Here is a 24,698-nt window from a genome sequence, read left to right as displayed (position 1 = left end):
ATAGACCTATTTTCTAGAGATATTTTAAAAGAGCTGGATTTCTCCAACTCTTTGATCTTATTTTGATTTTACAGGTAGTTCTTGAGCAGCCTTAACAGCAGCTGCAATCGTCTCTGCATAGAGTTTAGCACCTTCTTCAATCATGTTGCTATCATTCCCAAAGTGGACTTGGTCGGTTCCAGCCCAGATTTCAGGGTGTTCCTTAGCGACCTTATTCCAGTCAGCGATGCTCACGTAAGGATTCTTTTCAGCTAATTCTCTCGCATAAGCCGCATACTGCTCCACTGATGCATAAGTGTCCTTGCTCTTGTCTCCCTCATAAGGTGTCACCAGTATCAGATGGTGTCCTTTCGGTAGATTGTTAACGATGCTGTCCAAATCATTCTTATAGCCTTCAGGATTGTTGACCCCCGTTGCAATGACAACTGTTTTTAGCAGCGCCTTGTTCTGACTGTTGTTGAGCATGATGTCATTGGCTTGCTTGGTCGTTCGACTAACTTGGGCATTGATATTTGCTTCAGGAAGTGCCTCTTGTAAAGCTGTATTGGCACGCAAGGCTACCGAATCTCCTATTAGGCTTGTTCCCTCAGAAATTCCTAGACGACTCAGTTCAGCTTGTTCAGCAAGAGTCTTTGTTTGTCCTATATTGGTCTGGGCTTGTTTGAAACCATTGACCATCAAGTCTGTCTCAAAAGCTCCAACTTGAGGAGCCACAGCTATGATAATCAAGGTAATCAAGGTAAGAATGCCAGCACCAGTAGCACTAATTGGTTTAATATGAGGTAATCGACTAATCTTCCGTATTAAAGGATTGGATTTACCGGCAATCAACGGCTCAATAATATAGAAGGATAGGATAGCAAAGAAATAAGAAAAGATGATTGTCAGAATAACAGCAGGCAGATTACTCATCAGCTGAGAAAAGATAATATAAAAAGGCCAGTGGAAAAGATAAACCGCGTAGCTGGTATCCGCTAAAAATGTGATGATCCGAGGTTCTTGTATCTCAGGCGTTTTCTCATGCAAGACACGCGCAGCAAAAATCATGGTCACTGCCGCTAAACTTGCTAGCAAGAAGCCAAATAAGTACGCAAACAGGTAGGTGAACTTGACAAAGAAAGTCAAGAGCACTAACACCAAAAGCCCCGCAATAAACACCAGTAGATTTTGACGAAGGTCCCACATCCGGTCAAATTGCTTGACTAAATCGCTCGTCTGACGAACCCCCACAACTGTCGCCAAAATGCTTCCTAAAAAGAAGGGATAGACATGGGTCAAACTTGAAAAGTAGACAGATGAATAGGAACTAGCCATTAGACTACCAATAAACATGGAGAAAAAACTAATGATAAAAGCTCCCGCAGAAAGGAGAAAGACCATCCCTCTCAATTGACTACTAGATTTTGAACGTTTCGATAAGAACCAAACCGCTAAGCCCCAAAGGATATAGTAGTGAACCTCAACAGCTAGGCTCCAGTTGTGAACAAAGAGATGCGGAATGAACTGGGATTCATAACTTCCCCCTGTTAACATTTCGTAGAAGTTGGTCATAAAACCGAGAACTCCAGCAACCTGGCCACCAATTCCAGCAACATAGTCTTGACGAACCAAGAAAGTAAAAGGCATGGTCACCAAAACCATCAGCACCACAGGTGGCACGATACGATAAAACCGTCTCTTAAAAAAGCCTAGTAAATCGATCTGGCGTGCCTTCCCAAATTCTTCTAAAAGGAGGGAGGTGATCAAAAATCCTGAAAAAGTGAAAAAGACATCTACCCCAAAGAAGCCTCCAGGAAAGATTGTTTGAAAGAAGTGGTACAAAAGCACCAAAAGTAAACCTGTAATCCTAATCAAGGAAAACCATTTAATACGCATACGAGTCTATTCTCCATTAAATTAGGAAGCAAAACACCACCTAATTTCCATTCCATTATACTCCCTATTCTATCAAAAAAATAGGAAAAATCCTAAGAGAAAACTTAGGATTTTGGCATTCTATTTTTACACTTTAGAAATTGCGCCCTGACTTGTTGTAGCCATATTTTTCTACAAAATACTCACGAAATTCCAAGAGATTGTCATCCATGATGGCTTGACGCACTTGCTTCATCAGATTGAGCAAGAAGTAGAGATTGTGGTAACTAGTCAAGCGGATACCAAAGGTTTCGTCTGCCTTGAGTAGGTGGCGAAGATAAGCGCGTGTATAGTTCTTACATGTGTAGCAATCACACTCAGGATCCAGTGGCGTAAAGTCCTCAGCGAATTGGGCATTTTTGACAACCAAACGTCCTCGGCTGGTCATACAAGTTCCGTTACGAGCGATACGAGTCGGCAAGACACAGTCAAACATATCCACACCACGAATCACACCATCAATCAAGCTATCTGGCGCTCCCACACCCATCAAATAGCGAGGTTTGTTTTCAGGAAGAAGTTGGGTTGTGAAGTCCAAGACTGCATTCATCTCTTCGTGGGTTTCCCCCACTGCTAAGCCACCGATAGAGTAACCTGGGAAATCCATGCTGACAAGGTCATGAGCTGACTGACGGCGAAGGTCTTCAAATCCTGCCCCCTGCACAATCCCAAACAAGCCTTGGTCATGCGGACGACGGTGAGCCTTCAAACCACGCTCAGCCCAACGGCTGGTACGTTCGATTGATTTCTTAACGTAATCATAGGGTTGGTAAAACTGAGGACATTCGTCAAAGGACATCATGATGTCTGAGCCCAGATTGTTCTGGATAGAGATGGCCTTTTCTGGCGATAGGAACATCTTGGAACCATTGAGATGGTTTTTAAAGGTTACTCCTTCTTCTGTGATATTTCGACTATCCGCTAGAGAATAAACCTGAAAACCACCACTATCCGTCAAGATGGGCTGATCCCAGTTCATGAACTTGTGGAGACCGCCTGCGCGTGCGATGAGTTCGTCTCCTGGACGGAGCCACAAGTGATAGGTGTTTGACAGGATAATCCCTGAACCCATCTCCTTCAACTCCTCTGGTGATTGAGTCTTGACCGTGGCTTGGGTCCCAACTGGCATAAACATAGGTGTCGGGAAGGTACCGTGCGGCGTGATGATTTCTCCCAGACGAGCTCCTGTGTGTTTCTCTTTCTTAATCAAACGGTATTTGATTGGTGAATCTGACATTTTTTACCTCCGAAGCTGGGAAAAACAGTCCCAGTTCATACTTTGCGCCCAAAGGCATACTGTATGATTTTATCAAAAAAAGCTGGAACTGTCACGAACTATGGTATAATGAGAGAATGAAATACCCAAAAATTGATTTAAAAACTATTCGTCTGCAGGCTAGGCAATTTCAGGCTGAAAATCCCCGCCTCTTTCTGGTCTATCTCTTACCTAGCATACTGGTTATCTTGTCAGGCTTTCTCAACCCCTTGGCTCGTCTCCAAGAAAGTGTTTTAGAGCAATCCTTTTTCAGCATGCTGGCACAAGTTCTCCAAGCCTATCTCTTCCCGCTAGTAGTTTCTTTTATGAGCACGATTTTTCTAGTAGGTGCTGCCTTTGCGACACTCCGACTCCTCAAGGATCCTGATACGGAACTCTCAGTAAAATCAAGCCTGGCCCTCTTTGCTGAAGAGCGCTTCTCGCAAACCTTCCTAACTCTGCTCCTCAAACGTTTCTACCTCTTTTTATGGAGCATTCCAAACTTAGTAGGCATTTATTTCCTCTTTTATAGCAATCTCTTGGCTAGAAGATTTGTTGCCCTACATCCTGAGTTTCCAAAACTAGACCTCTCATCTATTGAAAACGAGCAATTCCTTATGACCTTTGGGCTCTACTTTTTTGCGAGCCTCATCTTGATGATTGTAGGAAATGCCCTCTATATCCCGCAACATTACGCCTACTCGCAGGTAGAATTCCTCCTCTGCGACACTCTAGATTTAGGGCAGGCTAAACCCAGTCAAATCCTGAAAACCAGTCGTTTCTTGGTGAAAGGTTACAAATTTCAACGCTTTGTCCTCGATTTACAACTACTTCCTTGGTACTTCCTCAATTGGATTACTTTTGGAATTGCTAGTTTTTCAATCCTTCCCTATATCCAAAACAATCATATCTTCTTTTACAGAGCCCTACTAGCCCGTAAACGTCGAAATGGATAAGAGCATACAAAAACCAGCATCGTTCAGGACGCTGGTTTTCTTATTTCAAAAGTAACATACTCAGCAGAGTCAAAATAGTGGGCCCACCTTGCTTCAGAATAATCTTCTTGTTTACCCTGAAGGAATGACACACAAAAAAGAAGCGGGAACTAAATCAGTTCCCAACTTCCATTTTAATTATTAGTTCATTGATACGTGAACGTGGTCATAGTGGTTTTCGGTCACACTACCACGATCCGGCATTGGATTCCACGTGTAGGCTGGTCCATATTTACTATCATATGGAGCGTAGAAACGTTGCTTCCAGATGATATAGTTGATACCACGGCTAGCCATATTTTTGACTGCATATTCTGCAATTTGATCTCCGAGTGCTGAACTCACTGGGACCATAAAGTCGATGGCCAATCCTTTACCATGGTCCCCACTGTCACCAGGACGGTAGCCACTAAAGGATGTAATCCCAAATAAGTTGGCTACTTCTTCTTTAAAGGCTGCAGTTTGTGGTTGAAGACCAGCATTCTCAGACTTAGCTACAGCAAGTCCTGCATAGTCAGGAGCCGCTGGAGCTGAATACGTTCTTGAAGGAGTTTGGCTTTGCTCTGCTTGATAAGTCGAAGTTACAGTGTCAGAAGTTGCTGTTGATGCTGCTGTTTCTTCTGCTGCACTTGTTCCTGTTGTATCAGCAGGCGTTTCAGTTGCCGGCGCAGCTGCTACTGGTGCTTCTGCTGGAGTTGTTGCTGCCGTTTCTTCGGTCGCTGGAGTCGCCACTTTTGGAGCTTCTTCAACTGGACTAGTTGTTTCTGCTACTGGTGTTTCTGCTACTGGTGCTGCCGCTGGAGTCGTTTCTGCTGTTTCTTCAGCTACTGGTGTTTCTGTAGATGGTTTCTCTTCAGCAACTGTCGCTGTCTCAGAAACTTCTGAACTTGGCGCTACTTCTGCTGGTTTTTCAGTCTCTGTTGCAGTTGGAGCTTCCTCAATTGGTTGAGAAAGATCTTCCACTTGAACTGTTTGTTCATCGACTGTTACTTGATTCGTCGTCAAATCAGCTGTCGCAGTCGTCACTTCTTCACTAGCATCTGCTTGAGGAGCTTGGATTTCAACTTCCGTTACCTCTTCTGCCTCATTGACAGTTGTAGTGAGGACAGTATCTGGGAAAATCAAGTCCATATTGATGATTTTGTTCAAATTAGCAAGAACCGTCACATCTACTCCCAAAGCTTCTGCAATCGTGCTCAGGGTATCACCATACTGAACTGTATAGCTGTTTTTGTTCTCGTTTTTCGTCACATCATTTTGGATTTGCTCAACGCTACGTGCTGTCCAAGAGATTTCTTGAGCTTTCGCTCCTAATGTGGGAGCAAGAGATAAGGCTACTGTTGAGGCTAAAATAATTCTTTTCTTCATTCGTTCATATTCCTTTCAAATGAGTACCTGTCTATCATAACACAAAAAAAGCAGAAAAAAAGCCCTCTCGGGCCTATTTAACAGAACTGTCTATTCCCTGTAACAAACTCGATTACTTGAAATAGTTTGTTAGGTTTCTGTCATAAAACTGACACAATCTTCTCGCTCCTAATCCTAGAAAATACGAGGAATATCTGCCAGTGCTTGAATCCTGTGATTCACTTCATAAGAAGACTCTAAAAAGTTGATGCTTTGAAGGCCACTATTCTGGGCAAATTCCACATCCAAAGTCCGGTCCCCTATATAATAGGTCTTCTCAGAATCCAACTCATACTTGTCTAGCAGATAGGTCGCCGCTTCTGGACTGGACTTGCGCGCAAAGCCACTCTGACTGGTTAAAATCTCTTTGAAATAGGATTCCAACCCCAAGTCTCTGAGAATGGCAAAAGCATTATCCCCCTTATGAGTATAGACAAACTGCTGAATCCCTGCTTCGTCTGCCCAAGCTAGCACTTCACGCGCACCTGGCATCAAAACTACCTGGGCATTTTTCTCAGCCAGACTTTGGGCACGCACCTGGTTGAGTACTTCCGCATCCAGATTTCTCTCTTCTGCCACCTTCTCCAGCAAGTCCTGCACAGAGTACCTGAGGATAAACTCTCTCACTTTTTCCTTATCATAAGGAATAGAAAACTGAGCAAATGTCTCCTCAATCCCTGACAAAATCGCTTCGTAAGAGTCCAATAAAGTCCCGTCTAAATCCCAAATAAAGGCTATTTTTTGCATCTCCTATCCTTTCAACATCATATAACGCTGGTAACGGTAACGTAGAAATAACCAACGAAAACCATTATCCAAGAGAGTCCCTGCCCAAATACCAGGCAAGCCCCAACCAAGAACAATACCCATCAGATAAGCTGTCCCAATGCGGATACACCACATCCCAATACTTGTCGCATAAAAGGGGAGGCTAGCATTTCCCAAGCCCTGCCAAACTGCCGTATAAATAACTGTCCCTGTCGCCATGGGGGTTCCTAGTAGAGAGAACAGTGCAACCAAAACGCTCGCTTCGACCGCTACAGGGTCGGTCGTATAGAGATGAGTCAATGGTGTCCCCAAGGCATAGATACTGAGAGTTAAGGGCAACATGAGAAGCAGGGAAAGCCAAAAGGTTTGCTTGCTCAAATCATCTACTCTTTCCCAGTTATCCTCTCCAACTGCTCGAGCTACCTGCATGACCGTCGCCATAGCGACGCCAAAGGCAGGCATATAGTTAAACTGGGTCAAGACTTCTCCGACTGCATTTCCCGCTACTGCCTCCGTCCCAAAAGAAACAACCAAGGCAATGATCACTACATCTCCAGCCCGCATCATGAGACGTTCTCCTGCCGCTGGCAAAGCCAAAGTCAATAGTTCCTTATCTAAACCAAAAGTCGGTTTCTCAAAAGGTAGCTTTAATTGCGACCACAAAATCACAAGACCGACTAAGCGAGACAAGATAGTCCCCCAAGCAACACCTGCTATCCCCATATCAAGGACAAAAATAGCTAGACTTGAAAAAAGAATATTCAAGGCATTGGATAAAAGACTCACATAGAGGGGTAGACGCGGATTATGCGTTGCACGAATCAAGGCACCTAGACTCGTCATCAAGCCCAAGAGAACAATCGATCCGCCTACCAAAGATAGGTAGAGTCCACCACTCTCGGCCACATCCTGCTCAGTGCCCAAGAGTCCTATCATCTCTTGCCCAGCAAAGAGCGATAAGGCGCCTAAAAGTGCACTCAGCAATAGGGTTATCTTGAGAGCCTCTGTCACGTGATAAGCCAACTTGGACTGATCTTTCTGCCCCAAACTTTTTGAAATAACACTGGAAATAGCAGCTCCCAGAGCGATAAAAATCGCCTGGTAAATCGTGATAATATTGCCAGCCACTGAAACACCTGAAATAGCGATCAAGCCCAAGTGGGCGACCAAGTAGCTGTCCACCATTCCCATGAGCATCTGCAAAAAGTTTTCACCCATAGCTGGCAATGCAATATTAAGAATGTCTTTATTTTTCTTAAACAATCTCTCCTCCTGATGAAAAGAAACTCAGTTGGTTTCCCAACCGAGTTTACTTCCTCTGTCTTAAAGTCCTAGATAAGTCTCCACCGCTGCTTGCATGTCAGCAGCTGCCACTGTTGTTTTATGACGAACCGGAGCTGTTTCAAGCCCATCAACCGCTGGTGGCACTGCCACTCCTGAAATGTCATGTAATTGAGCCAAGGCTTCAAAGTCAGTTAAGCCTGATTTTCCTGTTACCGCTTCTACGGCAACCACTGGGAACTTGTATGGACTAGCTGTTGAAGCAATCACTGTCTTAGTCGCATCGCCAGTAGCCACTTGGTATTTTCTATAAACAGCTGAGGCAACAGCTGTGTGTGGGTCCTCGATGTAGGCATCTGTATCATAAACACGTTTAATTTCTGTCGCAGTTTCTTCCTCAGTCGCATATTCAGCTACAAAGAGTTCCAGAATCGCTGCATCAAAGTCTGTCAATTCATATTGTCCTTGTGTACTCAAGGCATTCATGAGTTCAGCTGTCTTAACCGCATCATTCCCCAAAAGATGGAAAATCAAACGCTCCAAGTTTGAAGATACCAAGATATCCATAGATGGACTAGTTGTTACTTTAAACTCACGTTTCTTATCGTAAACACGTGTCTTGAAGAAGTCAGTTAAAACATTATTGTCATTTGAAGCACAGATCAATTTACCAACTGGCAGACCAATTTGCTTGGCATAAAAGGCAGCCAAGATATTTCCAAAGTTTCCTGTTGGTACTGTGAAGTTGACCTTATCACCAGCCACAATCTCACCAGTCTTGACCAACTGAGCGTAGGCATAAACATAATAAACAATCTGTGGTACCAAACGACCAATGTTCATAGAGTTAGCTGATGAAAATTGCAGTTTATTGGCAGCCAATTTTTCACGAAGAGCCACATCATTAAACATATGCTTCACGTTTGTTTGCGCATCGTCAAAGTTTCCATCAATAGCGATAACATGAGTATTGCCGCCAGTCTGAGTAGTCATTTGCAACTCTTGTACCTTGCTGACACCATCCTTTGGATAAAAGACGATAATCTCAGTACCAGGTACATCCGCAAACCCTGCCATAGCCGCTTTTCCAGTATCACCAGATGTCGCTGTCAAAATGACAATCTTGTTCTCTAAACCATGCTTTTTAGCGGCCGTCGTCATAAAGTATGGCAAGATAGACAAGGCCATATCCTTAAAGGCAATCGTTGAACCATGGAACAATTCCAAGTTGTATTGCCCATCCAATTTCACCAATGGCGCAATAGCTGGAGTATCAAACTTGCTATCGTAGGCATTGTTGATACAGTAGTCCAACTCCTCAGCTGTAAAGTCATCTAAAAAGGCTGACAAAACTAACTTAGCCACTTCTTGGTAAGAAGCATCTTTCAATTTTTCAAAGTCCAAATCCACCTTTGGATAAGTAAGAGGGGTAAAGAGACCTCCGTCCGTCGCCAAACCTTGCAAAATAGCTTGACTGGCAGTTACTGTATTATTCGCATCACGCGTTGATTGATAAACTAATGTCATAATCTCTATCCTTTATCTATAGTCTATTCCATTATATCATGATTTTTCAGAAAATTCTCCCTTTATCAGAGAAATTATAGGCTCAATTCTTCTTTCAAAGGCTGTAAATAGCTCATTTCTTGCTTACCTCTCTTCTCCAGACCTTCCTCAGCTAGAAGGAGTAAGCCTTTTGAAAACTCGACAATCGCAGTTTCTTCCTCAACTGTGAGCATTTTCTTAGAAAATTGTCGCCTCAATGACTTATAATCACGACCAAATGTGGTAAAAAATGGTGCAGATTGCAAGTAAGCTTCAAGCTTGTCTAAATGAACCAACAAGCCCAAGTGAAAAGCAGCAGAAGCAAAAGTCCTATCAAGCGGCTGAGTACACACACTACGAAACTCAACTGTCCCTCGAGTCGTTAAGTCTTGGTACTGGTAACTACGATGAGTTTGGAAATCTTCCTCCTGAGGATGAATTAACACCTCATCCCCATTAAGGGTAAATGCTTGGATTTCAGGTGTAGCCAAATAGTCCCTAGCCTGAATCGGATAAAAATAATAGGTCTGCCCATCACGCTCCGCAGTAAAAATCGCAGAATGATTTAAATAGTCAAAAAAATCATCCTCATCTTTAAATAGTCTAGTATTGACACCAACATTCTCTGGATAGATACCATGCATGGATTCTTCCCAAAAAATATCTCTCGAAATTTTGGTATCCCAATCCGCACCAGAAAACTCAGAGTTTGCAAACAAATAAGCTTTAGCAGCTTCAATTTGCGTAAAAGCATTGATAACACGCAGGTAGTTGGAACTTGAAACGTCTAGTTGAACCTGACTTCCACAGATAAAGGCACCATACTCAGGGAAATGATGTAAATCTGATTTAGTTACATTTCTACTCAAATTCAGATAAGCCATCAACATCTGATAGCGGGGATAAGACACTGAACAATTCTCATTTTTATCCCAGTTGGGATGAATACCACAACCAACAATAGCATGATTAGCTTCGCCCAACTTATTCTGAATCGTAGCCATATAGAAGTTAAAGCGTTCTTCTACCTCTTGGATAGATTCGGCCTTTCCGAATGCAAACTCAATTGTAGTATAAGCAACCTCGAATAAGATTGTATCTTGACTGACTGGATCAAGCAACTGAATTGGATTCCCAAAATCATCCACTTTTTCGATAGTAAAACCCAGTACTGATGGTAAATACCGAAAGAGATTCTTAACAACTTCACCATCTGTAGCTTTACCCTCTAAATTTACAATAGGATATTCTAACTCAATACCAATAAATAAATCAGGGTTCTCTTTTATATTCTTTAAGTAACGTTTCTTTAGTAATTCAACAGACCGAGACATTAATCACCAAACTCTTTCATAATCAAAATAAATTGTGAATAAGTAATATTATACCAAAAATACACTAAAAATGACTAGAATAAGAAAAAAAGATGATTCATCAGTTATCTGTACTTAAAGAAAAATATCAAAATCTTCACTAAATCAAAAAACAAGGTCCGAAAACCTTGTCTTTCATACTATACCGGCGGCCGGGGTCGAACCGGCACGTCCTAATGGACACTGGATTTTGAGTCTAATATTATTAGTTTTAAATCTCAGAAATATTGATTTTATAAGCTTTTTTTCCATAATATTTTTTAAAACTTAGTATCACTTCCAAAGTTTAGATACTTTTTAGTAACTATAAAATGCTAGAAAGTATACTCCTTATTAAAAAGAGTTTTGGACTAGTTTTGTGCAATTTTATTACCCATATCCGTAATAAGAGAGGCTAAATTAATTGCCTTTAATGATTGTAGAAATTGGTTGTGAATATCATTAGACACATAACCAGCTAGCAAAATATGCTCAGCCATGTCATATTGCTTAATCAAGAGAATCTTATCATGTTTTTCATTAAATAAAATCGCACTAATTGCTGTATTAAAGACTGGAAAACGAAAACTCGCACATTGTGAACAATAAGGAATATCTCCCTCATCTTTTAAAAATTTTTTCTCCAAAGGATGCCCACATTCGGGACAACAAGTCATTGTTTTGTCAAATATAGAAGCCTCTTTTTTAAAGTTCTTAAAAGTAATTTTACCAGTAAAATCGAGACCACGCAAGACATTGAAATAAATTAAGACTTTATTTAAAATTTATCTTATGATATACTAAACTTATCAGCTATTGGTTCTGAAAAAGTGTCTGCCACAGTTTTACTACAAATTCTCATGACTTGTGCCAAGATTTATAAAAAACGGATAGCTATAATAGCTCTTAGAGCAAAAACATGACATATAGGAGGTTAAAGACATGTCATACTTTTATCTTTTTATCGCCATTGTAGGAGAGATATTGGGAACTAACCTTTTGAAATTATCAGACGGTTTTACAAAGCCTATTCCAACCGTTTCTGCCCTACTTAGCTATGGCGTTTGTTTCTATTTCTTATCACTAGCAATGCAAAAAATTCCTGTAGGAATAGCTTATGCAACATGGTCAGCTGTCGGTTTAGTTTTGATAGCCTCTATCGCAGTAATGATTTTCAAAGAAACACTAAATGTTTATAGCATTATCGGTTTAATTTTGATTATCATTGGTGTTGTCATGGTTAACTTATTAGGAAATGCAGGACATTAATAAAACCGGCTCTATACTATTTGTAGTGGGTAAATCCCCTATGGATATTATGGAGCCTATTTTGTTGTAGAAAAAAAGTTCCATAAGAACTATAATGAAAAGCTAGAATTCTGTCAATATTTTGGACACATTTTGGGAGGGAATTTTGAAGACTAGCGTCCTCCTAATTTTCCCAATAAGTTTTAACTTCTTCAAAAATCTTATTCAAAAGTTCTGCATCTTTTTCTGACAACTGATTTTTTTCTATAACTCTATCTTTTAGTTCTGTTGCCTTTATTTTATTTCTTGCCACCGAAACTGCTATTGAATGTTTCAAAATATCAAACTCATCCTTTGAAAAGTTTGCAATATTGGTAAGATCTAATTGTTCTAGAGGTAAACTACTGATAATTGAATAAGGTTTTTGTCCCAGCAAATAATCTGTAGTAGTCCCAAAGATATTTGCTAATTTCACAACGAATTCTAATCCTGGTTCTAACGTTCCATTCTCCCACCGAGAATATGTCCCTTGTTGAACTCCAATTAATTCCGATATTTGTACTTGAGTTAACTTTTTTGATTTTCTGAGAGTTTTTAACCTCTCTGAAAATTTATAATCCTCTGTATACATAATTCTCCTATAGATATTCTTATTCGTATATTTTAGCTTGACAAAATATTCTAAACGGTATAAAATAGAATTATTCCATAAGGAATATTTATTTTGAGATTGAATATTCCATTGAGAATATTATAGCATAAAAGGAGGTAAAAGCGTATGTAACTAGTAGTCGATTTAAAAAATTTTAATAAAGGAGGTAGGATTCGACAAAATAAAAAATCTTGAAACAAATGTGCCGTTCGTTCCAAGATCAAAACATATTATGTAACAATTATACCACAGAAAACTCTTCAGTTGCACAAGAAAATTTCGGAGGTTTCACAAAAAGATGACCAATAAAGAGTTAGTCAATCAAATTTCTGGCCTAAACTCTACCTCTACTCTTAAAAATTGGATTCAACTGATTAAAGAGATAAGTGGCAAGGAATTTAAGAAAATTAAAGTTCCTATCAGTAGAAATCCCAGAACTCATCAATTAAGTTATACAGTTGCCTATGATTTTACAGACGAAGACCTTAGACAATTTCAAAAGTTAGCTAAACTAAAACTTGAAATAGGTCTAAAAGAGGCTATACAAGCCGTATTTGGGAGTCTAGCAGACAATGAACATGAATCCCTAAACCAAGTAATAGATGAGCTCTACGATGAACTGAGCGCCTTAAAACAGGAATTTAAGCGAGAAATGCGACTGATAAAAATTGAGAATTCCAACCTAAAAAAGAAAATCCAAGATATTGAAGAGTCGATGCAAACCGGCTTACTAGGTTTTGTTCAGAAGAGGTCAAAAAATAGGTTCGGCTAATAGCGAGTTTTCGGCTGAGCCATGAGGCAGAAAGCCGAAAATGAGCGTAGATGCGGACGGACCATTTTTGACCGATAGGGTGTGTAGTAACACCACCCTCTGCAAGTTAGGTGTACCATCGAAAGAATTCAGTATTCCCAAGGGTTTCGGAGATTTTAAGGGTGGCAAAATTAGGCAAAAAGTTGAATCAAAATCTATGGCAAAAAATGAACATTTACGTTCTGTATTTGACTGGATTCAAATTCAGTTTGATAAGACTGAATTTTCGCCAAGAGAAATAATCGAAGATATTCTATTTCTTGACTATAACCTATTTATTGAGAATAAAGGGAGCCTTAAATACTATAACTATGATAGCCAGTTTCATTATGGGAATATCCGTATCTACTATGGAGCGAAAGAGTCGTCCTACATGCTTGTCATGTCAGGACAGGCACTCGAGTTCTTTAGAGATATGGTATTAGATCCAAATAGTCTGTCCGAAAGACAGTTTCTGAACAACCTCTACTACAATTACAATCAATTTTCAGTAAGACGAATTGATATTGCAATAGATGATTTTAATGAAACACCCTATTTCACTCCTAATCAGCTTCTAAAGATTTGTCAGAAGAAACGCTTTATATATGGAAAAAGCACCTACTACAATACCTACGGAGATGAAACAATCGGCCAAACCTTATATTTGAGAAAACCCAATGATGATGAAAGACTTAGAATTTATGATAAACGCTTAGAACGAGCTGAGAAGCTCGGCATCAGCAAGCGGTATATAGAAAATTGGATAAGAACTGAGTTAGAACTTAGGAAAGAAAAAGCTCACTACTTCATTCAAGAATGGTTGCATTCAGAAATAGAACTTCTCAACTTTACCAAGGGATATCTCAAAGAAAAAGTGAGATTCTATAGTGATAGCCATTTCTCAAAACCTTTGAGAACTTGGGAAAAGTTTTTAGGTCACTCAAAACCTATCTCTATCATTATTCCAAAACCAAAAACAGAACTAGAACAAAAATTAGAATGGTTTACCTATAAAGGTTCAGGGGCTATTCTAAAAGCTTATAAATTTCTATACGACAATAATTTACTGCATGAGTATGAGAAATCTAACTATCTCGCACTCAACAATATGAAATATCCACCAGATTTAGCAAGTGGATTAATAGAAAGGGCAATTCTCTTTCAAAGAGAGGATTTAATCCCTACAATCAAAGAAAATATCAAAAGGAGAAATTAACTATGGCAAAAATGCTTTCACAAAATGACTGGAATTTTAATAACATTGGAACAAAATTTGAATTGGATGAAGTTATTCCAAAATTTGAAACAGAAGTCCGAGCAGATGCAAACGGAGAAATTATCAAAAACCGAGATGGTAGCGAAAGACGTTTTAATACCGATAAAATCATTGGTTGGAAATACAATGTAACGATTAAGGATGGACAATTCAAAAAGAAATCAACCCAAGTCTCAGTAGACAATCCAGAAGCTTTAGTCGATAATGACTATATCCAAGCAATGGATCAAGTACCAGTTACATTTGACAATTTACAAGCCACTATGATTAGTTCAACGATGTATTACAAGGCGGATGCTATCCATTTAGTAGATGTAAAACAAAAATAAGTATCAAACAAGGGGAGTTAATCCTCCCCTTACTTAATTTAATTAGAAAAGGAGATCACATGATTAAAACTGTAACAAAAGATGACCTTATCGAACTTGGATTTGCTCCAGGAACTGCAAGAAAGATTATCCATACTGGCAAATTACTATTAGTGAATCGTGGTTTTAATATCTACGATAACAAACGGATTGGTACTATTCCAGCCAGTGTCGCTGAAGAACTACTAGGAATTGAACTCCAGAAAGAAGCATAATGAATGACTATTCGTAAAACTAAAAGTGGTAAATGGACCGTTGATGTTTCTAATGGTTTCCACCCAGTCACACAAAAAAGAATACGTATCATTCGAAAAGGATTAAAATCTAAAAAGGAAGCACTAGAACTGGAACAACATATTCGAGTTGTAGAATTAAAAGAAAAACAATTTGACTTTGTAGTAACAACAGATATGTTATTCCAGTTGCTTGAAGAAGACGATTTGAAAAATGGCAGAAAAATAAGCTATACAAGTACACAAAGAAACAATTATGAGCGTCATATTAAGCCTTATTTTAAAAATACAAATTTAAATAAATTAACGTATGACCATATATTCGAATTTCGTGAATACCTAAAAACAAAGCCTAAAAAACAAAATGAAAATGAAACTTTAAGTTATAATACAATTAATAAAGTCTTAATTCTACTTAAAAAAATTTTTGATACTGGTATAAGAAAATCCCTTATTGATAAAAATCCTGTTGAGAATCTGAGAAAATTACCAATTAGGAAGCCTAATATCAAATTTTGGAGCATAGAAGAATTCACGAGATTTAGAGAACTTATTCGAGATGATGAAATAAGCTATGACCTGTTTTTCGTGATTGCTTTCTTTACTGGGATGAGAATGGGAGAAATACTCGCATTGAACTGGAATGATATAAATCTTTTAACAAATACATTTTTCGTTACCAAAACGGTATACTTTGTAAGTAATACAAGCTACATTAATACAACAAAAACACGATCAGGAACTAGAAATATAACAATCAATCAGAAATTAGCAGAAATGCTAAAAGATTGGAAAGAAAAACAAAAAAAAACTTAAGGAATTTACCAAAAATACTGACGAACTACAAATAATACAGAGTACACCAATAACTATTACAAAAAATATGATTGATAAGAAGTTTAAGCAAATACTAGAAAGGGATAAAGATTTAAAGAAAATAAGAATTCATGATTTGAGACACTCTCATGCATCATTACTAATAAATCAAGGAGAAGATTATCTTGTTGTCAAAGAAAGATTAGGACATGCATCTATAACAACAACAATTGATACTTATTCTCATTTGTACCCTAGCAAACAGAAAATATTGGCTAATAAACTTGATGATTTATTTTAAAATGGAAAAAATTGGTAACTCGACATACAACAAAGAAAAAAAGACAAGGTCCGAAAACCTTGTCTTTATTACTATACCGGCGGCCGGGGTCGAACCGGCACGTCCTTGCGGACACTGGATTTTGAGTCCAGCGCGTCTGCCAATTCCGCCACGCCGGCAAATAGTAACTGGGGTAGCTGGATTCGAACCAACGCATGAGGGAGTCAAAGTCCCTTGCCTTACCGCTTGGCTATACCCCAATAATATAAAATAGGCGAGTGATGGGGATCGAACCCACGCATGCCAGAGCCACAATCTGGTGTGTTAACCACTTCACCACACCCGCCATAATCATATTAACACGGGCAGTAGGAATTGAACCCACACTGAAGGTTTTGGAGACCTTAGTTCTACCTTTAAACTATGCCCGTAACTAAAGTAATGGAAGGGGAGGGATTCGAACCCCCGAACCCGAAGGAGCGGATTTACAGTCCGCCGCGTTTAGCCTCTTCGCTACCCTTCCAAGTTATAAATAAAATATGGCGCGAGACGGAATCGAACCGCCGACACATGGAGCTTCAATCCATTGCTCTACCAACTGAGCTACCGAGCCAAATTGCGGGAGCAGGATTTGAACCTACGACCTTCGGGTTATGAGCCCGACGAGCTACCGAGCTGCTCCATCCCGCGTTAATATAAAAAGGAGGATGTGGGATTCGAACCCACGCACGCTTTTACACGCCTGACGGTTTTCAAGACCGTTCCCTTCAGCCGGACTTGGGTAATCCTCCAATAAATAGTCCGTACGGGATTCGAACCCGTGTTACCGCCGTGAAAAGGCGGTGTCTTAACCCCTTGACCAACGGACCATATTTATAAATGGGCACGAGTGGACTCGAACCACCGACCTCACGCTTATCAGGCGTGCGCTCTAACCACCTGAGCTACGCGCCCAAGTTTAAAAAACTTGGTAATTGAACAAAGTTCAAAGCGGGTGACGAGAATCGAACTCGCGACAACAGCTTGGAAGGCTGTAGTTTTACCACTAAACTACACCCGCTAAAATGGGAGTTAACGGGATCGAACCGCTGACCCTCTGCTTGTAAGGCAGATGCTCTCCCAGCTGAGCTAAACTCCCAAAGGGCGGAGTCTAGCTCAGCCAACGGTAAGAAACTTCGTTTCTCTCATCCGCCGATTGTAATTTCGATTTCCTCTCAATTACAACTAAGCTAAACTCCCTCAAGCTAAGCGACTTCCATATCTCACAGGGGGCAACCCCCAACTACTTCCGGCGTTCTAGGGCTTAACTGCTGTGTTCGGCATGGGTACAGGTGTATCTCCTAGGCTATCGTCACTTAACTCTGAGTAATACCTACTCAAAATTGAATATCTATCAAATACCAAGAAAACCTCACACTTCGTATTCTCAGTTACTTTGGATAAGTCCTCGAGCTATTAGTATTAGTCCGCTACATGTGTCGCCACACTTCCACTTCTAACCTATCTACCTGATCATCTCTCAGGGCTCTTACTGATATAAAATCATGGGAAATCTCATCTTGAGGTGGGTTTCACACTTAGATGCTTTCAGCGTTTATCCCTTCCCTACATAGCTACCCAGCGATGCCTTTGGCAAGACAACTGGTACACCAGCGGTAAGTCCACTCTGGTCCTCTCGTACTAGGAGCAGATCCTCTCAAATTTCCTACGCCCGCGACGGATAGGGACCGAACTGTCTCACGACGTTCTGAACCCAGCTCGCGTGCCGCTTTAATGGGCGAACAGCCCAACCCTTGGGACCGACTACAGCCCCAGGATGCGACGAGCCGACATCGAGGTGCCAAACCTCCCCGTCGATGTGAACTCTTGGGGGAGATAAGCCTGTTATCCCCAGGGTAGCTTTTATCCGTTGAGCGATGGCCCTTCCATACGGAACCACCGGATCACTAAGCCCGACTTTCGTCCCTGCTCGAGTTGTAGCTCTCGCAGTCAAGCTCCCTTATACCTTTACACTCTGCGAATGATTTCCAACCATTCTGAGGGAACCTTTGGGCGCCTCCGTTACCTTTTAGGAGGCGACCGCCCCAGTCAAACTGCCCGTCAGACACTGTCTCCGATAGGGATAACCTATCCGGGTTAGAGTGGCCATAACACAAGGGTAGTATCCCAACAACGTCTCCTTCGAAACTGGCGTCCCGATCTCATAGACTCCTACCTATCCTGTACATGTGGTACAGACACTCAATATCAAACTGCAGTAAAGCTCCATGGGGTCTTTCCGTCCTGTCGCGGGTAACCTGCATCTTCACAGGTACTAAAATTTCACCGAGTCTCTCGTTGAGACAGTGCCCAAATCATTACGCCTTTCGTGCGGGTCGGAACTTACCCGACAAGGAATTTCGCTACCTTAGGACCGTTATAGTTACGGCCGCCGTTTACTGGGGCTTCAATTCATACCTTCGCTTACGCTAAGCACTCCTCTTAACCTTCCAGCACCGGGCAGGCGTCACCCCCTATACATCATCTTACGATTTAGCAGAGAGCTGTGTTTTTGATAAACAGTTGCTTGGGCCTATTCACTGCGGCTGACGTAAAGTCAGCACCCCTTCTCCCGAAGTTACGGGGTCATTTTGCCGAGTTCCTTAACGAGAGTTCTCTCGCTCACCTGAGGCTACTCGCCTCGACTACCTGTGTCGGTTTGCGGTACGGGTAGAGTATGTTTAAACGCTAGAAGCTTTTCTTGGCAGTGTGACGTCACTAACTTCGCTACTAAACTTCGCTCCCCATCACAGCTCAATGTTATAGAACTAAGCATTTGACTCAATTCACACCTCACTGCTTAGACAGACTCTTCCATTCGTCTGCTTTAGTTAGCCTACTGCGTCCCTCCATCACTACATACTCTAGTACAGGAATATCAACCTGTTGTCCATCGGATACACCTTTCGGTCTCTCCTTAGGTCCCGACTAACCCAGGGCGGACGAGCCTTCCCCTGGAAACCTTAGTCTTACGGTGGACAGGATTCTCACCTGTCTTTCGCTACTCATACCGGCATTCTCACTTCTATGCGTTCCAGCACTCCTCACGGTATACCTTCTTCACACATAGAACGCTCTCCTACCATACCTATAAAGGTATCCACAGCTTCGGTAAATTGTTTTAGCCCCGGTACATTTTCGGCGCAGGGTCACTCGACTAGTGAGCTATTACGCACTCTTTGAATGAATAGCTGCTTCTAAGCTAACATCCTAGTTGTCTGTGCAACCCCACATCCTTTTCCACTTAACAATTATTTTGGGACCTTAGCTGGTGGTCTGGGCTGTTTCCCTTTCGACTACGGATCTTAGCACTCGCAGTCTGACTGCCGACCATAATTCATTGGCATTCGGAGTTTATCTGAGATTGGTAATCCGGGATGGACCCCTCACCCAAACAGTGCTCTACCTCCAAGAATCTTTATGTCGACGCTAGCCCTAAAGCTATTTCGGAGAGAACCAGCTATCTCCAAGTTCGTTTGGAATTTCTCCGCTACCCACAAGTCATCCAAGCACTTTTCAACGTGCCCTGGTTCGGTCCTCCAGTGCGTCTTACCGCACCTTCAACCTGCTCATGGGTAGGTCACATGGTTTCGGGTCTACGACATGATACTAATTCGCCCTATTCAGACTCGGTTTCCCTGCGGCTCCGTCTCTTCAACTTAACCTCGCATCATATCGTAACTCGCCGGTTCATTCTACAAAAGGCACGCTCTCACCCATTAACGGGCTCGAACTTGTTGTAGGCACACGGTTTCAGGTTCTATTTCACTCCCCTCCCGGGGTGCTTTTCACCTTTCCCTCACGGTACTGGTTCACTATCGGTCACTAGGGAGTATTTAGGGTTGGGAGATGGTCCTCCCAGATTCCGACGGGATTTCACGTGTCCCGCCGTACTCAGGATACTGCTAGGTACAAAGACTATTTTAAATACGAGGCTATTACTCTCTTTGGCTGATCTTCCCAAATCATTCTTCTATAATCTTTGAGTCCACATTGCAGTCCTACAACCCCGAAGAGTAAACTCTTCGGTTTGCCCTCCTGCCGTTTCGCTCGCCGCTACTAAGGCAATCGCTTTTGCTTTCTCTTCCTGCAGCTACTTAGATGTTTCAGTTCACTGCGTCTTCCTCCTCACATCCTTAACAGATGCGGGTAACAGGTAGTACCTGTTGGGTTCCCCCATTCGGAAATCCCTGGATCATCGCTTACTTACAGCTACCCAAGGCATATCGTCGTTTGTCACGTCCTTCTTCGGCTCCTAGTGCCAAGGCATCCACCGTGCGCCCTTATTAACTTAACCTTATTTTTTGACCTTTCAGTCATAAACTCTTTTAATACTACAGCGTTTCGGTTTATTTTCTTGTTACTATTTGATATAGATATTCAATTTTCAATGTGCATTACTTGGTGATCTCTCACCAATGGAGCCTAGCGGGATCGAACCGCTGACCTCCTGCGTGCAAAGCAGGCGCTCTCCCAGCTGAGCTAAGGCCCCACAAGACCTCTCAAGACTAAACAAGACCAATGTGCAGTTCCTTATCCTTAGAAAGGAGGTGATCCAGCCGCACCTTCCGATACGGCTACCTTGTTACGACTTCACCCCAATCATCTATCCCACCTTAGGCGGCTGGCTCCTAAAAGGTTACCTCACCGACTTCGGGTGTTACAAACTCTCGTGGTGTGACGGGCGGTGTGTACAAGGCCCGGGAACGTATTCACCGCGGCGTGCTGATCCGCGATTACTAGCGATTCCGACTTCATGTAGGCGAGTTGCAGCCTACAATCCGAACTGAGACTGGCTTTAAGAGATTAGCTTGCCGTCACCGGCTTGCGACTCGTTGTACCAGCCATTGTAGCACGTGTGTAGCCCAGGTCATAAGGGGCATGATGATTTGACGTCATCCCCACCTTCCTCCGGTTTATTACCGGCAGTCTCGCTAGAGTGCCCAACTGAATGATGGCAACTAACAATAGGGGTTGCGCTCGTTGCGGGACTTAACCCAACATCTCACGACACGAGCTGACGACAACCATGCACCACCTGTCACCTCTGTCCCGAAGGAAAGCTCTATCTCTAGAGCGGTCAGAGGGATGTCAAGACCTGGTAAGGTTCTTCGCGTTGCTTCGAATTAAACCACATGCTCCACCGCTTGTGCGGGCCCCCGTCAATTCCTTTGAGTTTCAACCTTGCGGTCGTACTCCCCAGGCGGAGTGCTTAATGCGTTAGCTGCGGCACTAAACCCCGGAAAGGGTCTAACACCTAGCACTCATCGTTTACGGCGTGGACTACCAGGGTATCTAATCCTGTTTGCTCCCCACGCTTTCGAGCCTCAGCGTCAGTTACAAGCCAGAGAGCCGCTTTCGCCACCGGTGTTCCTCCATATATCTACGCATTTCACCGCTACACATGGAATTCCACTCTCCCCTCTTGCACTCAAGTTAAACAGTTTCCAAAGCGTACTATGGTTAAGCCACAGCCTTTAACTTCAGACTTATCTAACCGCCTGCGCTCGCTTTACGCCCAATAAATCCGGACAACGCTCGGGACCTACGTATTACCGCGGCTGCTGGCACGTAGTTAGCCGTCCCTTTCTGGTAAGATACCGTCACAGTGTGAACTTTCCACTCTCACACTCGTTCTTCTCTTACAACAGAGCTTTACGATCCGAAAACCTTCTTCACTCACGCGGCGTTGCTCGGTCAGACTTCCGTCCATTGCCGAAGATTCCCTACTGCTGCCTCCCGTAGGAGTCTGGGCCGTGTCTCAGTCCCAGTGTGGCCGATCACCCTCTCAGGTCGGCTATGTATCGTTGCCTTGGTGAGCCGTTACCTCACCAACTAGCTAATACAACGCAGGTCCATCTGGTAGTGATGCAATTGCACCTTTTAAGCAAATGTCATGCAACATCTACTATTATGCGGTATTAGCTATCGTTTCCAATAGTTATCCCCCGCTACCAGGCAGGTTACCTACGCGTTACTCACCCGTTCGCAACTCATCCAAGAAGAGCAAGCTCCTCTCTTCAGCGTTCTACTTGCATGTATTAGGCACGCCGCCAGCGTTCGTCCTGAGCCAGGATCAAACTCTCATTAAAAGTTTGAGTTCTTACTCATTTCTGTCACTGACAGATTTATTGTTTTTTTCATTGTTCAGTACTATAACCTTAGTTATAGTGCCCTGCACATTGGTTCGTCTTGTTCAGTTTTCAAAGGTCTTTGTCACTCATTCTCTCTCAAGCGACAACTATATTAGTATATCACAGCCATCTGTCTCTGTCAACAGATTTTTTAAACTTTTTTCAAGTTTTTTTAACCGCAATACACCATAGTCCGTACGGGATTCGAACCCGTGTTACCGCCGTGAAAAGGCGGTGTCTTAACCCCTTGACCAACGGACCTTGAGCTTTTCAACTCTTTCTATTATACCTACTTTTTTACCTTTGTCAAGGACTTTTTTCCTCTTTATCGAAATTCTGAAAAGATAAAGGAAAAAGCCAGTTCAACTGACTCCTTCTATTTATCTTGCCAATTAATCGCGCGTTCCTCTCCCCACCAGTAAGGGATCAATTCAGCAACCTTAATTGTTTTTCTTGTTTCGTAGTTCATCATGAACTCTGCTTCTTTATTTTCAGCATTCAATTCTAAGAGAAATTCTCTGCAAGCGCCACAGGGCATACCTGATCCTTCGCCGTAGGGAGGTTTGTCTCGAAAGGCGAGGATTTTCTTAACTTTAGTTTGTCCTGAAAATTGATACATATTGAAGAGAGCAGCTCGTTCTGCACAGAGATGAAAAACGCCACAAGTGCCCTCCATACAAAATCCTGTGAAGATCTGACCATCTTCTGCTTCTACTGCAGCAACAACATGGTTAGCATAAACAAAGTCAGAAACTTCATGAGGATTGTATAAGGCTCGTGCTTCTTCATACATCTTTTCCCATGTACCCATCGGAAGTCCTTTTTATTTAGAAATCTCTTTGAGCATATTATCGATATGCTGGATAGATTTCTCACGACCTAATAGGTAAATCGTATCTGGAAGTTCTGGTCCATGCATTTCACCTGATACAGCAATACGAATCGGCATGAAGAGGTTTTTCCCTTTAATACCCGTTTCTTTTTGAACTGCTTTGATTTGTGGGAAGATGTTTTCTGTCACAAATTCTTCATCTGTCATTGCTTCTAGTTTCGCTTTGAAGGCTTCTAGAACAACCGGAACGGTTTCTCCTGCCATGACCTCGCGCTCAGCATCTGTCAGCTCTGGGAAATCTGAGAAGAAAAGATCTGTCAATGGAACGATTTCATCCACTGACTTCATTTGTGGTTTGTAGAGTTCCACCATTTTTTCAGACTTGTCAGTCAAACGCCCTGCTTCTTCTAAGTATGGTTTTGCCATTTCAAAGATAGTAGCTAGATCGGCTCTCTTGATGTAGTCGTTGCTCATCCAGTCTAGTTTCTTCTGATCGAAGGCAGCTGGTGACTTGCTGAGACGATTTTCATCAAAGAGTTTAATCAGTTCCTCACGAGAGAAGATTTCGTCTTCCCCACCAGGGTTCCAGCCAAGAAGGGCGATAAAGTTAAAGACAGCTTCTGGAAGATAGCCCTTCTTACGGTAATCTTCGATAAATTGAAGGGTGTTGGTGTCACGTTTAGACAATTTTTTACCCGTTTCAGAGTTGATGATCAAAGTCATGTGACCAAACTCAGGTGCATCCCAACCAAGCGCTTCATAGACCATGAGCTGTTTTGGGGTGTTGGCAATGTGGTCATCACCGCGGATAACATGAGAAATCTGCATATCATGGTCATCGATGACAACGGCAAAGTTGTAAGTTGGGTAGCCATCTTTCTTCTGAATCACCCAGTCACCGCCGATGTTGCCACCTTCAAACTCGATATCACCTTTGACCATATCATGCCATTTGTAGATACCAGATTCATTAACACCCAAACGGACAGTTGGGATGATACCGGCTGCTTCACGTTCTGCAATGTAAGCTGCTTTTTCTTCTTCGCTCATGCCAAGATATTCATTGATGTAACGTGGTGTTTCGCCAGCTGCTTCTTGGCGTTCGCGTTCAGCTGCCAACTCTTCTTCTGTGACGTAAGATTTGTAGGCTTTTCCTTCAGCTAGCAATTGGTCAATGTATTTTTGATAGAGTTCCAAACGCTCAGATTGGCGGTAATTTTCATGCGTCTCTGGACTTTCATCCCAGTCCATGCCCAACCAACGAAGGTTTTCAAGCTGTGAACGTTCACCATCCTCAACATGGCGTTTACGGTCGGTATCTTCGATACGAATAATAAAAGTTCCACCATGATGGCGTGCGTAAAGGTAGTTGAATAATGCTGTACGGGCATTTCCGATGTGTAGTAGTCCTGTTGGACTTGGTGCGTAGCGTACGCGGATATCTTTTGACATAGTTTCTCCTATAAAGTCTCTAGGCGTCTGCCTTTTTGCTTTCTATATTATATCACAA

General features: G+C 42.1%; 17 protein-coding genes, 14 tRNA genes, 3 rRNA genes and 1 pseudogene. 7 read left to right on the top strand and 28 right to left on the bottom strand.

The features are described 5' to 3' along the window. Nucleotides 1-57: 57 nt before the first annotated feature. Both CO686_RS10170 and tgt read right to left on the bottom strand, forming a co-directional pair. Nucleotides 58-1,875 carry an acyltransferase family protein gene (locus CO686_RS10170; protein ID WP_001220892.1) on the bottom strand — a complete coding sequence of 606 codons (1,818 nt, stop codon included), beginning with the start codon at nt 1,873-1,875 and terminating at the stop codon, nt 58-60. Between the two features lie 133 nt (nt 1,876-2,008). After that, a complete protein-coding gene (tgt, locus tag CO686_RS10165; protein WP_001285238.1) occupies nt 2,009-3,151 on the bottom strand; it encodes a tRNA guanosine(34) transglycosylase Tgt in 1,143 nt (380 codons plus the stop codon). A gap of 116 nt (nt 3,152-3,267) precedes the next feature. Here tgt and CO686_RS10160 point away from each other — a divergent pair, with 116 nt between their 5' ends. After that, entirely contained in the window at nt 3,268-4,125 is an 858-nt protein-coding gene (locus tag CO686_RS10160) for a DUF975 family protein (RefSeq protein ID WP_000876903.1), read from the top strand. Nucleotides 4,126-4,305: 180 nt separating this feature from the next. Here the strand turns inward: CO686_RS10160 and CO686_RS10155 are convergent, their stop codons facing one another. The 6 genes from CO686_RS10155 to CO686_RS10130 all read right to left on the bottom strand — a co-directional run bounded on the left by CO686_RS10155 (nt 4,306) and on the right by CO686_RS10130 (nt 11,164). After that, nucleotides 4,306-5,532 carry a LysM peptidoglycan-binding domain-containing protein gene (locus tag CO686_RS10155; protein WP_096753790.1) on the bottom strand — a complete coding sequence of 409 codons (1,227 nt, stop codon included), beginning with the start codon at nt 5,530-5,532 and terminating at the stop codon, nt 4,306-4,308. A gap of 174 nt (nt 5,533-5,706) precedes the next feature. Further along, the gene (locus tag CO686_RS10150) at nt 5,707-6,318 is read right to left on the bottom strand and encodes an HAD family hydrolase (RefSeq protein WP_096753789.1); all 612 of its coding nucleotides are present in this window, start codon (nt 6,316-6,318) and stop codon (nt 5,707-5,709) included. A gap of 3 nt (nt 6,319-6,321) precedes the next feature. Then, on the bottom strand, nt 6,322-7,602 hold the full coding sequence (locus CO686_RS10145) for an MATE family efflux transporter (protein ID WP_096753788.1): 1,281 nt from the start codon (nt 7,600-7,602) through the stop codon (nt 6,322-6,324). Nucleotides 7,603-7,662: 60 nt separating this feature from the next. After that, nucleotides 7,663-9,147: a threonine synthase gene (gene thrC / locus CO686_RS10140; protein ID WP_096753787.1), complete on the bottom strand. Its 1,485-nt coding sequence runs from the start codon at nt 9,145-9,147 to the stop codon at nt 7,663-7,665. Nucleotides 9,148-9,221: 74 nt separating this feature from the next. Further along, nucleotides 9,222-10,499 (bottom strand): glutamate-cysteine ligase family protein, encoded by a 1,278-nt coding sequence (locus CO686_RS10135; RefSeq protein ID WP_096753786.1) that lies wholly within the window; start codon nt 10,497-10,499, stop codon nt 9,222-9,224. A gap of 389 nt (nt 10,500-10,888) precedes the next feature. Beyond that, nucleotides 10,889-11,164, bottom strand: coding sequence for a hypothetical protein (locus CO686_RS10130; RefSeq protein WP_219724175.1), 276 nt, complete (start codon nt 11,162-11,164; stop codon nt 10,889-10,891). 295 nt (nt 11,165-11,459) lie between these two features. Between CO686_RS10130 and CO686_RS10125 the strand changes: the two genes are divergently transcribed. Next, on the top strand, nt 11,460-11,786 hold the full coding sequence (locus tag CO686_RS10125) for a DMT family transporter (RefSeq protein WP_049518302.1): 327 nt from the start codon (nt 11,460-11,462) through the stop codon (nt 11,784-11,786). 163 nt (nt 11,787-11,949) lie between these two features. On the opposite strand, the gene CO686_RS10120 is transcribed toward CO686_RS10125, so the two are convergent. Then, entirely contained in the window at nt 11,950-12,396 is a 447-nt protein-coding gene (locus tag CO686_RS10120) for a helix-turn-helix transcriptional regulator (RefSeq protein WP_000287814.1), read from the bottom strand. Nucleotides 12,397-12,715: 319 nt separating this feature from the next. Here CO686_RS10120 and CO686_RS10115 point away from each other — a divergent pair, with 319 nt between their 5' ends. The 5 genes and pseudogenes from CO686_RS10115 (at nt 12,716) to CO686_RS10095 (ending at nt 16,204) form a co-directional block, all read left to right on the top strand. After that, nucleotides 12,716-13,189, top strand: a complete 474-nt coding sequence (locus CO686_RS10115; RefSeq protein ID WP_096753784.1) for a hypothetical protein — start codon at nt 12,716-12,718, stop codon at nt 13,187-13,189. 40 nt (nt 13,190-13,229) lie between these two features. Further along, complete coding sequence (locus CO686_RS10110; RefSeq protein WP_096753783.1) at nt 13,230-14,426, top strand: replication initiation factor domain-containing protein; 1,197 nt, start codon at nt 13,230-13,232, stop codon at nt 14,424-14,426. Between the two features lie 2 nt (nt 14,427-14,428). Continuing rightward, on the top strand, nt 14,429-14,815 hold the full coding sequence (locus CO686_RS10105; protein ID WP_001096844.1) for a hypothetical protein: 387 nt from the start codon (nt 14,429-14,431) through the stop codon (nt 14,813-14,815). Nucleotides 14,816-14,874: 59 nt separating this feature from the next. Further along, nucleotides 14,875-15,069, top strand: a complete 195-nt coding sequence (locus CO686_RS10100) for a DUF3173 domain-containing protein (RefSeq protein ID WP_000598356.1) — start codon at nt 14,875-14,877, stop codon at nt 15,067-15,069. Between the two features lie 3 nt (nt 15,070-15,072). Beyond that, a pseudogene (locus CO686_RS10095) lies at nt 15,073-16,204 on the top strand (tyrosine-type recombinase/integrase). A 74-nt stretch (nt 16,205-16,278) separates the two neighbouring features. On the opposite strand, the gene CO686_RS10090 reads toward CO686_RS10095, so the two are convergent. From CO686_RS10090 to gltX, 19 genes are all read right to left on the bottom strand, one after another. Beyond that, nucleotides 16,279-16,362 (bottom strand) — tRNA-Leu (locus CO686_RS10090). Nucleotides 16,363-16,371: 9 nt separating this feature from the next. Next, nucleotides 16,372-16,443, bottom strand: a tRNA-Gln gene (locus CO686_RS10085). A gap of 13 nt (nt 16,444-16,456) precedes the next feature. Further along, a tRNA-His gene (locus tag CO686_RS10080) sits at nt 16,457-16,529 on the bottom strand. 14 nt (nt 16,530-16,543) lie between these two features. Continuing rightward, nucleotides 16,544-16,614, bottom strand: a tRNA-Trp gene (locus CO686_RS10075). Nucleotides 16,615-16,625: 11 nt separating this feature from the next. Then, nucleotides 16,626-16,706: transfer RNA gene (locus CO686_RS10070), tRNA-Tyr, on the bottom strand. 17 nt (nt 16,707-16,723) lie between these two features. Continuing rightward, a tRNA-Phe gene (locus CO686_RS10065) sits at nt 16,724-16,796 on the bottom strand. A gap of 3 nt (nt 16,797-16,799) precedes the next feature. Then, a tRNA-Met gene (locus tag CO686_RS10060) sits at nt 16,800-16,873 on the bottom strand. 11 nt (nt 16,874-16,884) lie between these two features. Beyond that, nucleotides 16,885-16,974, bottom strand: a tRNA-Ser gene (locus CO686_RS10055). 6 nt (nt 16,975-16,980) lie between these two features. Further along, nucleotides 16,981-17,052 (bottom strand) — tRNA-Glu (locus CO686_RS10050). Nucleotides 17,053-17,063: 11 nt separating this feature from the next. After that, a tRNA-Ile gene (locus CO686_RS10045) sits at nt 17,064-17,137 on the bottom strand. Between the two features lie 35 nt (nt 17,138-17,172). After that, a tRNA-Gly gene (locus tag CO686_RS10040) sits at nt 17,173-17,243 on the bottom strand. 5 nt (nt 17,244-17,248) lie between these two features. After that, nucleotides 17,249-17,321, bottom strand: a tRNA-Val gene (locus tag CO686_RS10035). Between the two features lie 105 nt (nt 17,322-17,426). Continuing rightward, a 5S ribosomal RNA gene (gene rrf / locus CO686_RS10030) occupies nt 17,427-17,542 on the bottom strand. A gap of 76 nt (nt 17,543-17,618) precedes the next feature. Next, a 23S ribosomal RNA gene (locus CO686_RS10025) occupies nt 17,619-20,519 on the bottom strand. A 122-nt stretch (nt 20,520-20,641) separates the two neighbouring features. After that, a tRNA-Ala gene (locus CO686_RS10020) sits at nt 20,642-20,714 on the bottom strand. 51 nt (nt 20,715-20,765) lie between these two features. Further along, a 16S ribosomal RNA gene (locus tag CO686_RS10015) occupies nt 20,766-22,314 on the bottom strand. The 16S, 23S and 5S rRNA genes sit together here with 14 tRNA genes alongside, the layout of an rRNA operon. Before the next feature lie 231 nt (nt 22,315-22,545). Next, nucleotides 22,546-22,617 (bottom strand) — tRNA-Glu (locus tag CO686_RS10005). A 115-nt stretch (nt 22,618-22,732) separates the two neighbouring features. Then, nucleotides 22,733-23,167, bottom strand: coding sequence for a cytidine deaminase family protein (locus CO686_RS10000; protein ID WP_049549716.1), 435 nt, complete (start codon nt 23,165-23,167; stop codon nt 22,733-22,735). A 12-nt stretch (nt 23,168-23,179) separates the two neighbouring features. Beyond that, nucleotides 23,180-24,640 carry a glutamate--tRNA ligase gene (gene gltX / locus CO686_RS09995; RefSeq protein WP_049549715.1) on the bottom strand — a complete coding sequence of 487 codons (1,461 nt, stop codon included), beginning with the start codon at nt 24,638-24,640 and terminating at the stop codon, nt 23,180-23,182. Nucleotides 24,641-24,698 lie beyond the last annotated feature (58 nt).

It is taken from the genome of Streptococcus oralis (genome assembly GCF_002386345.1).
GTDB lineage: Bacteria > Bacillota > Bacilli > Lactobacillales > Streptococcaceae > Streptococcus > Streptococcus oralis_S.
Note: the sequence above shows the minus strand (reverse complement) of the source record. Positions and strands in the feature narration are given on the sequence as shown.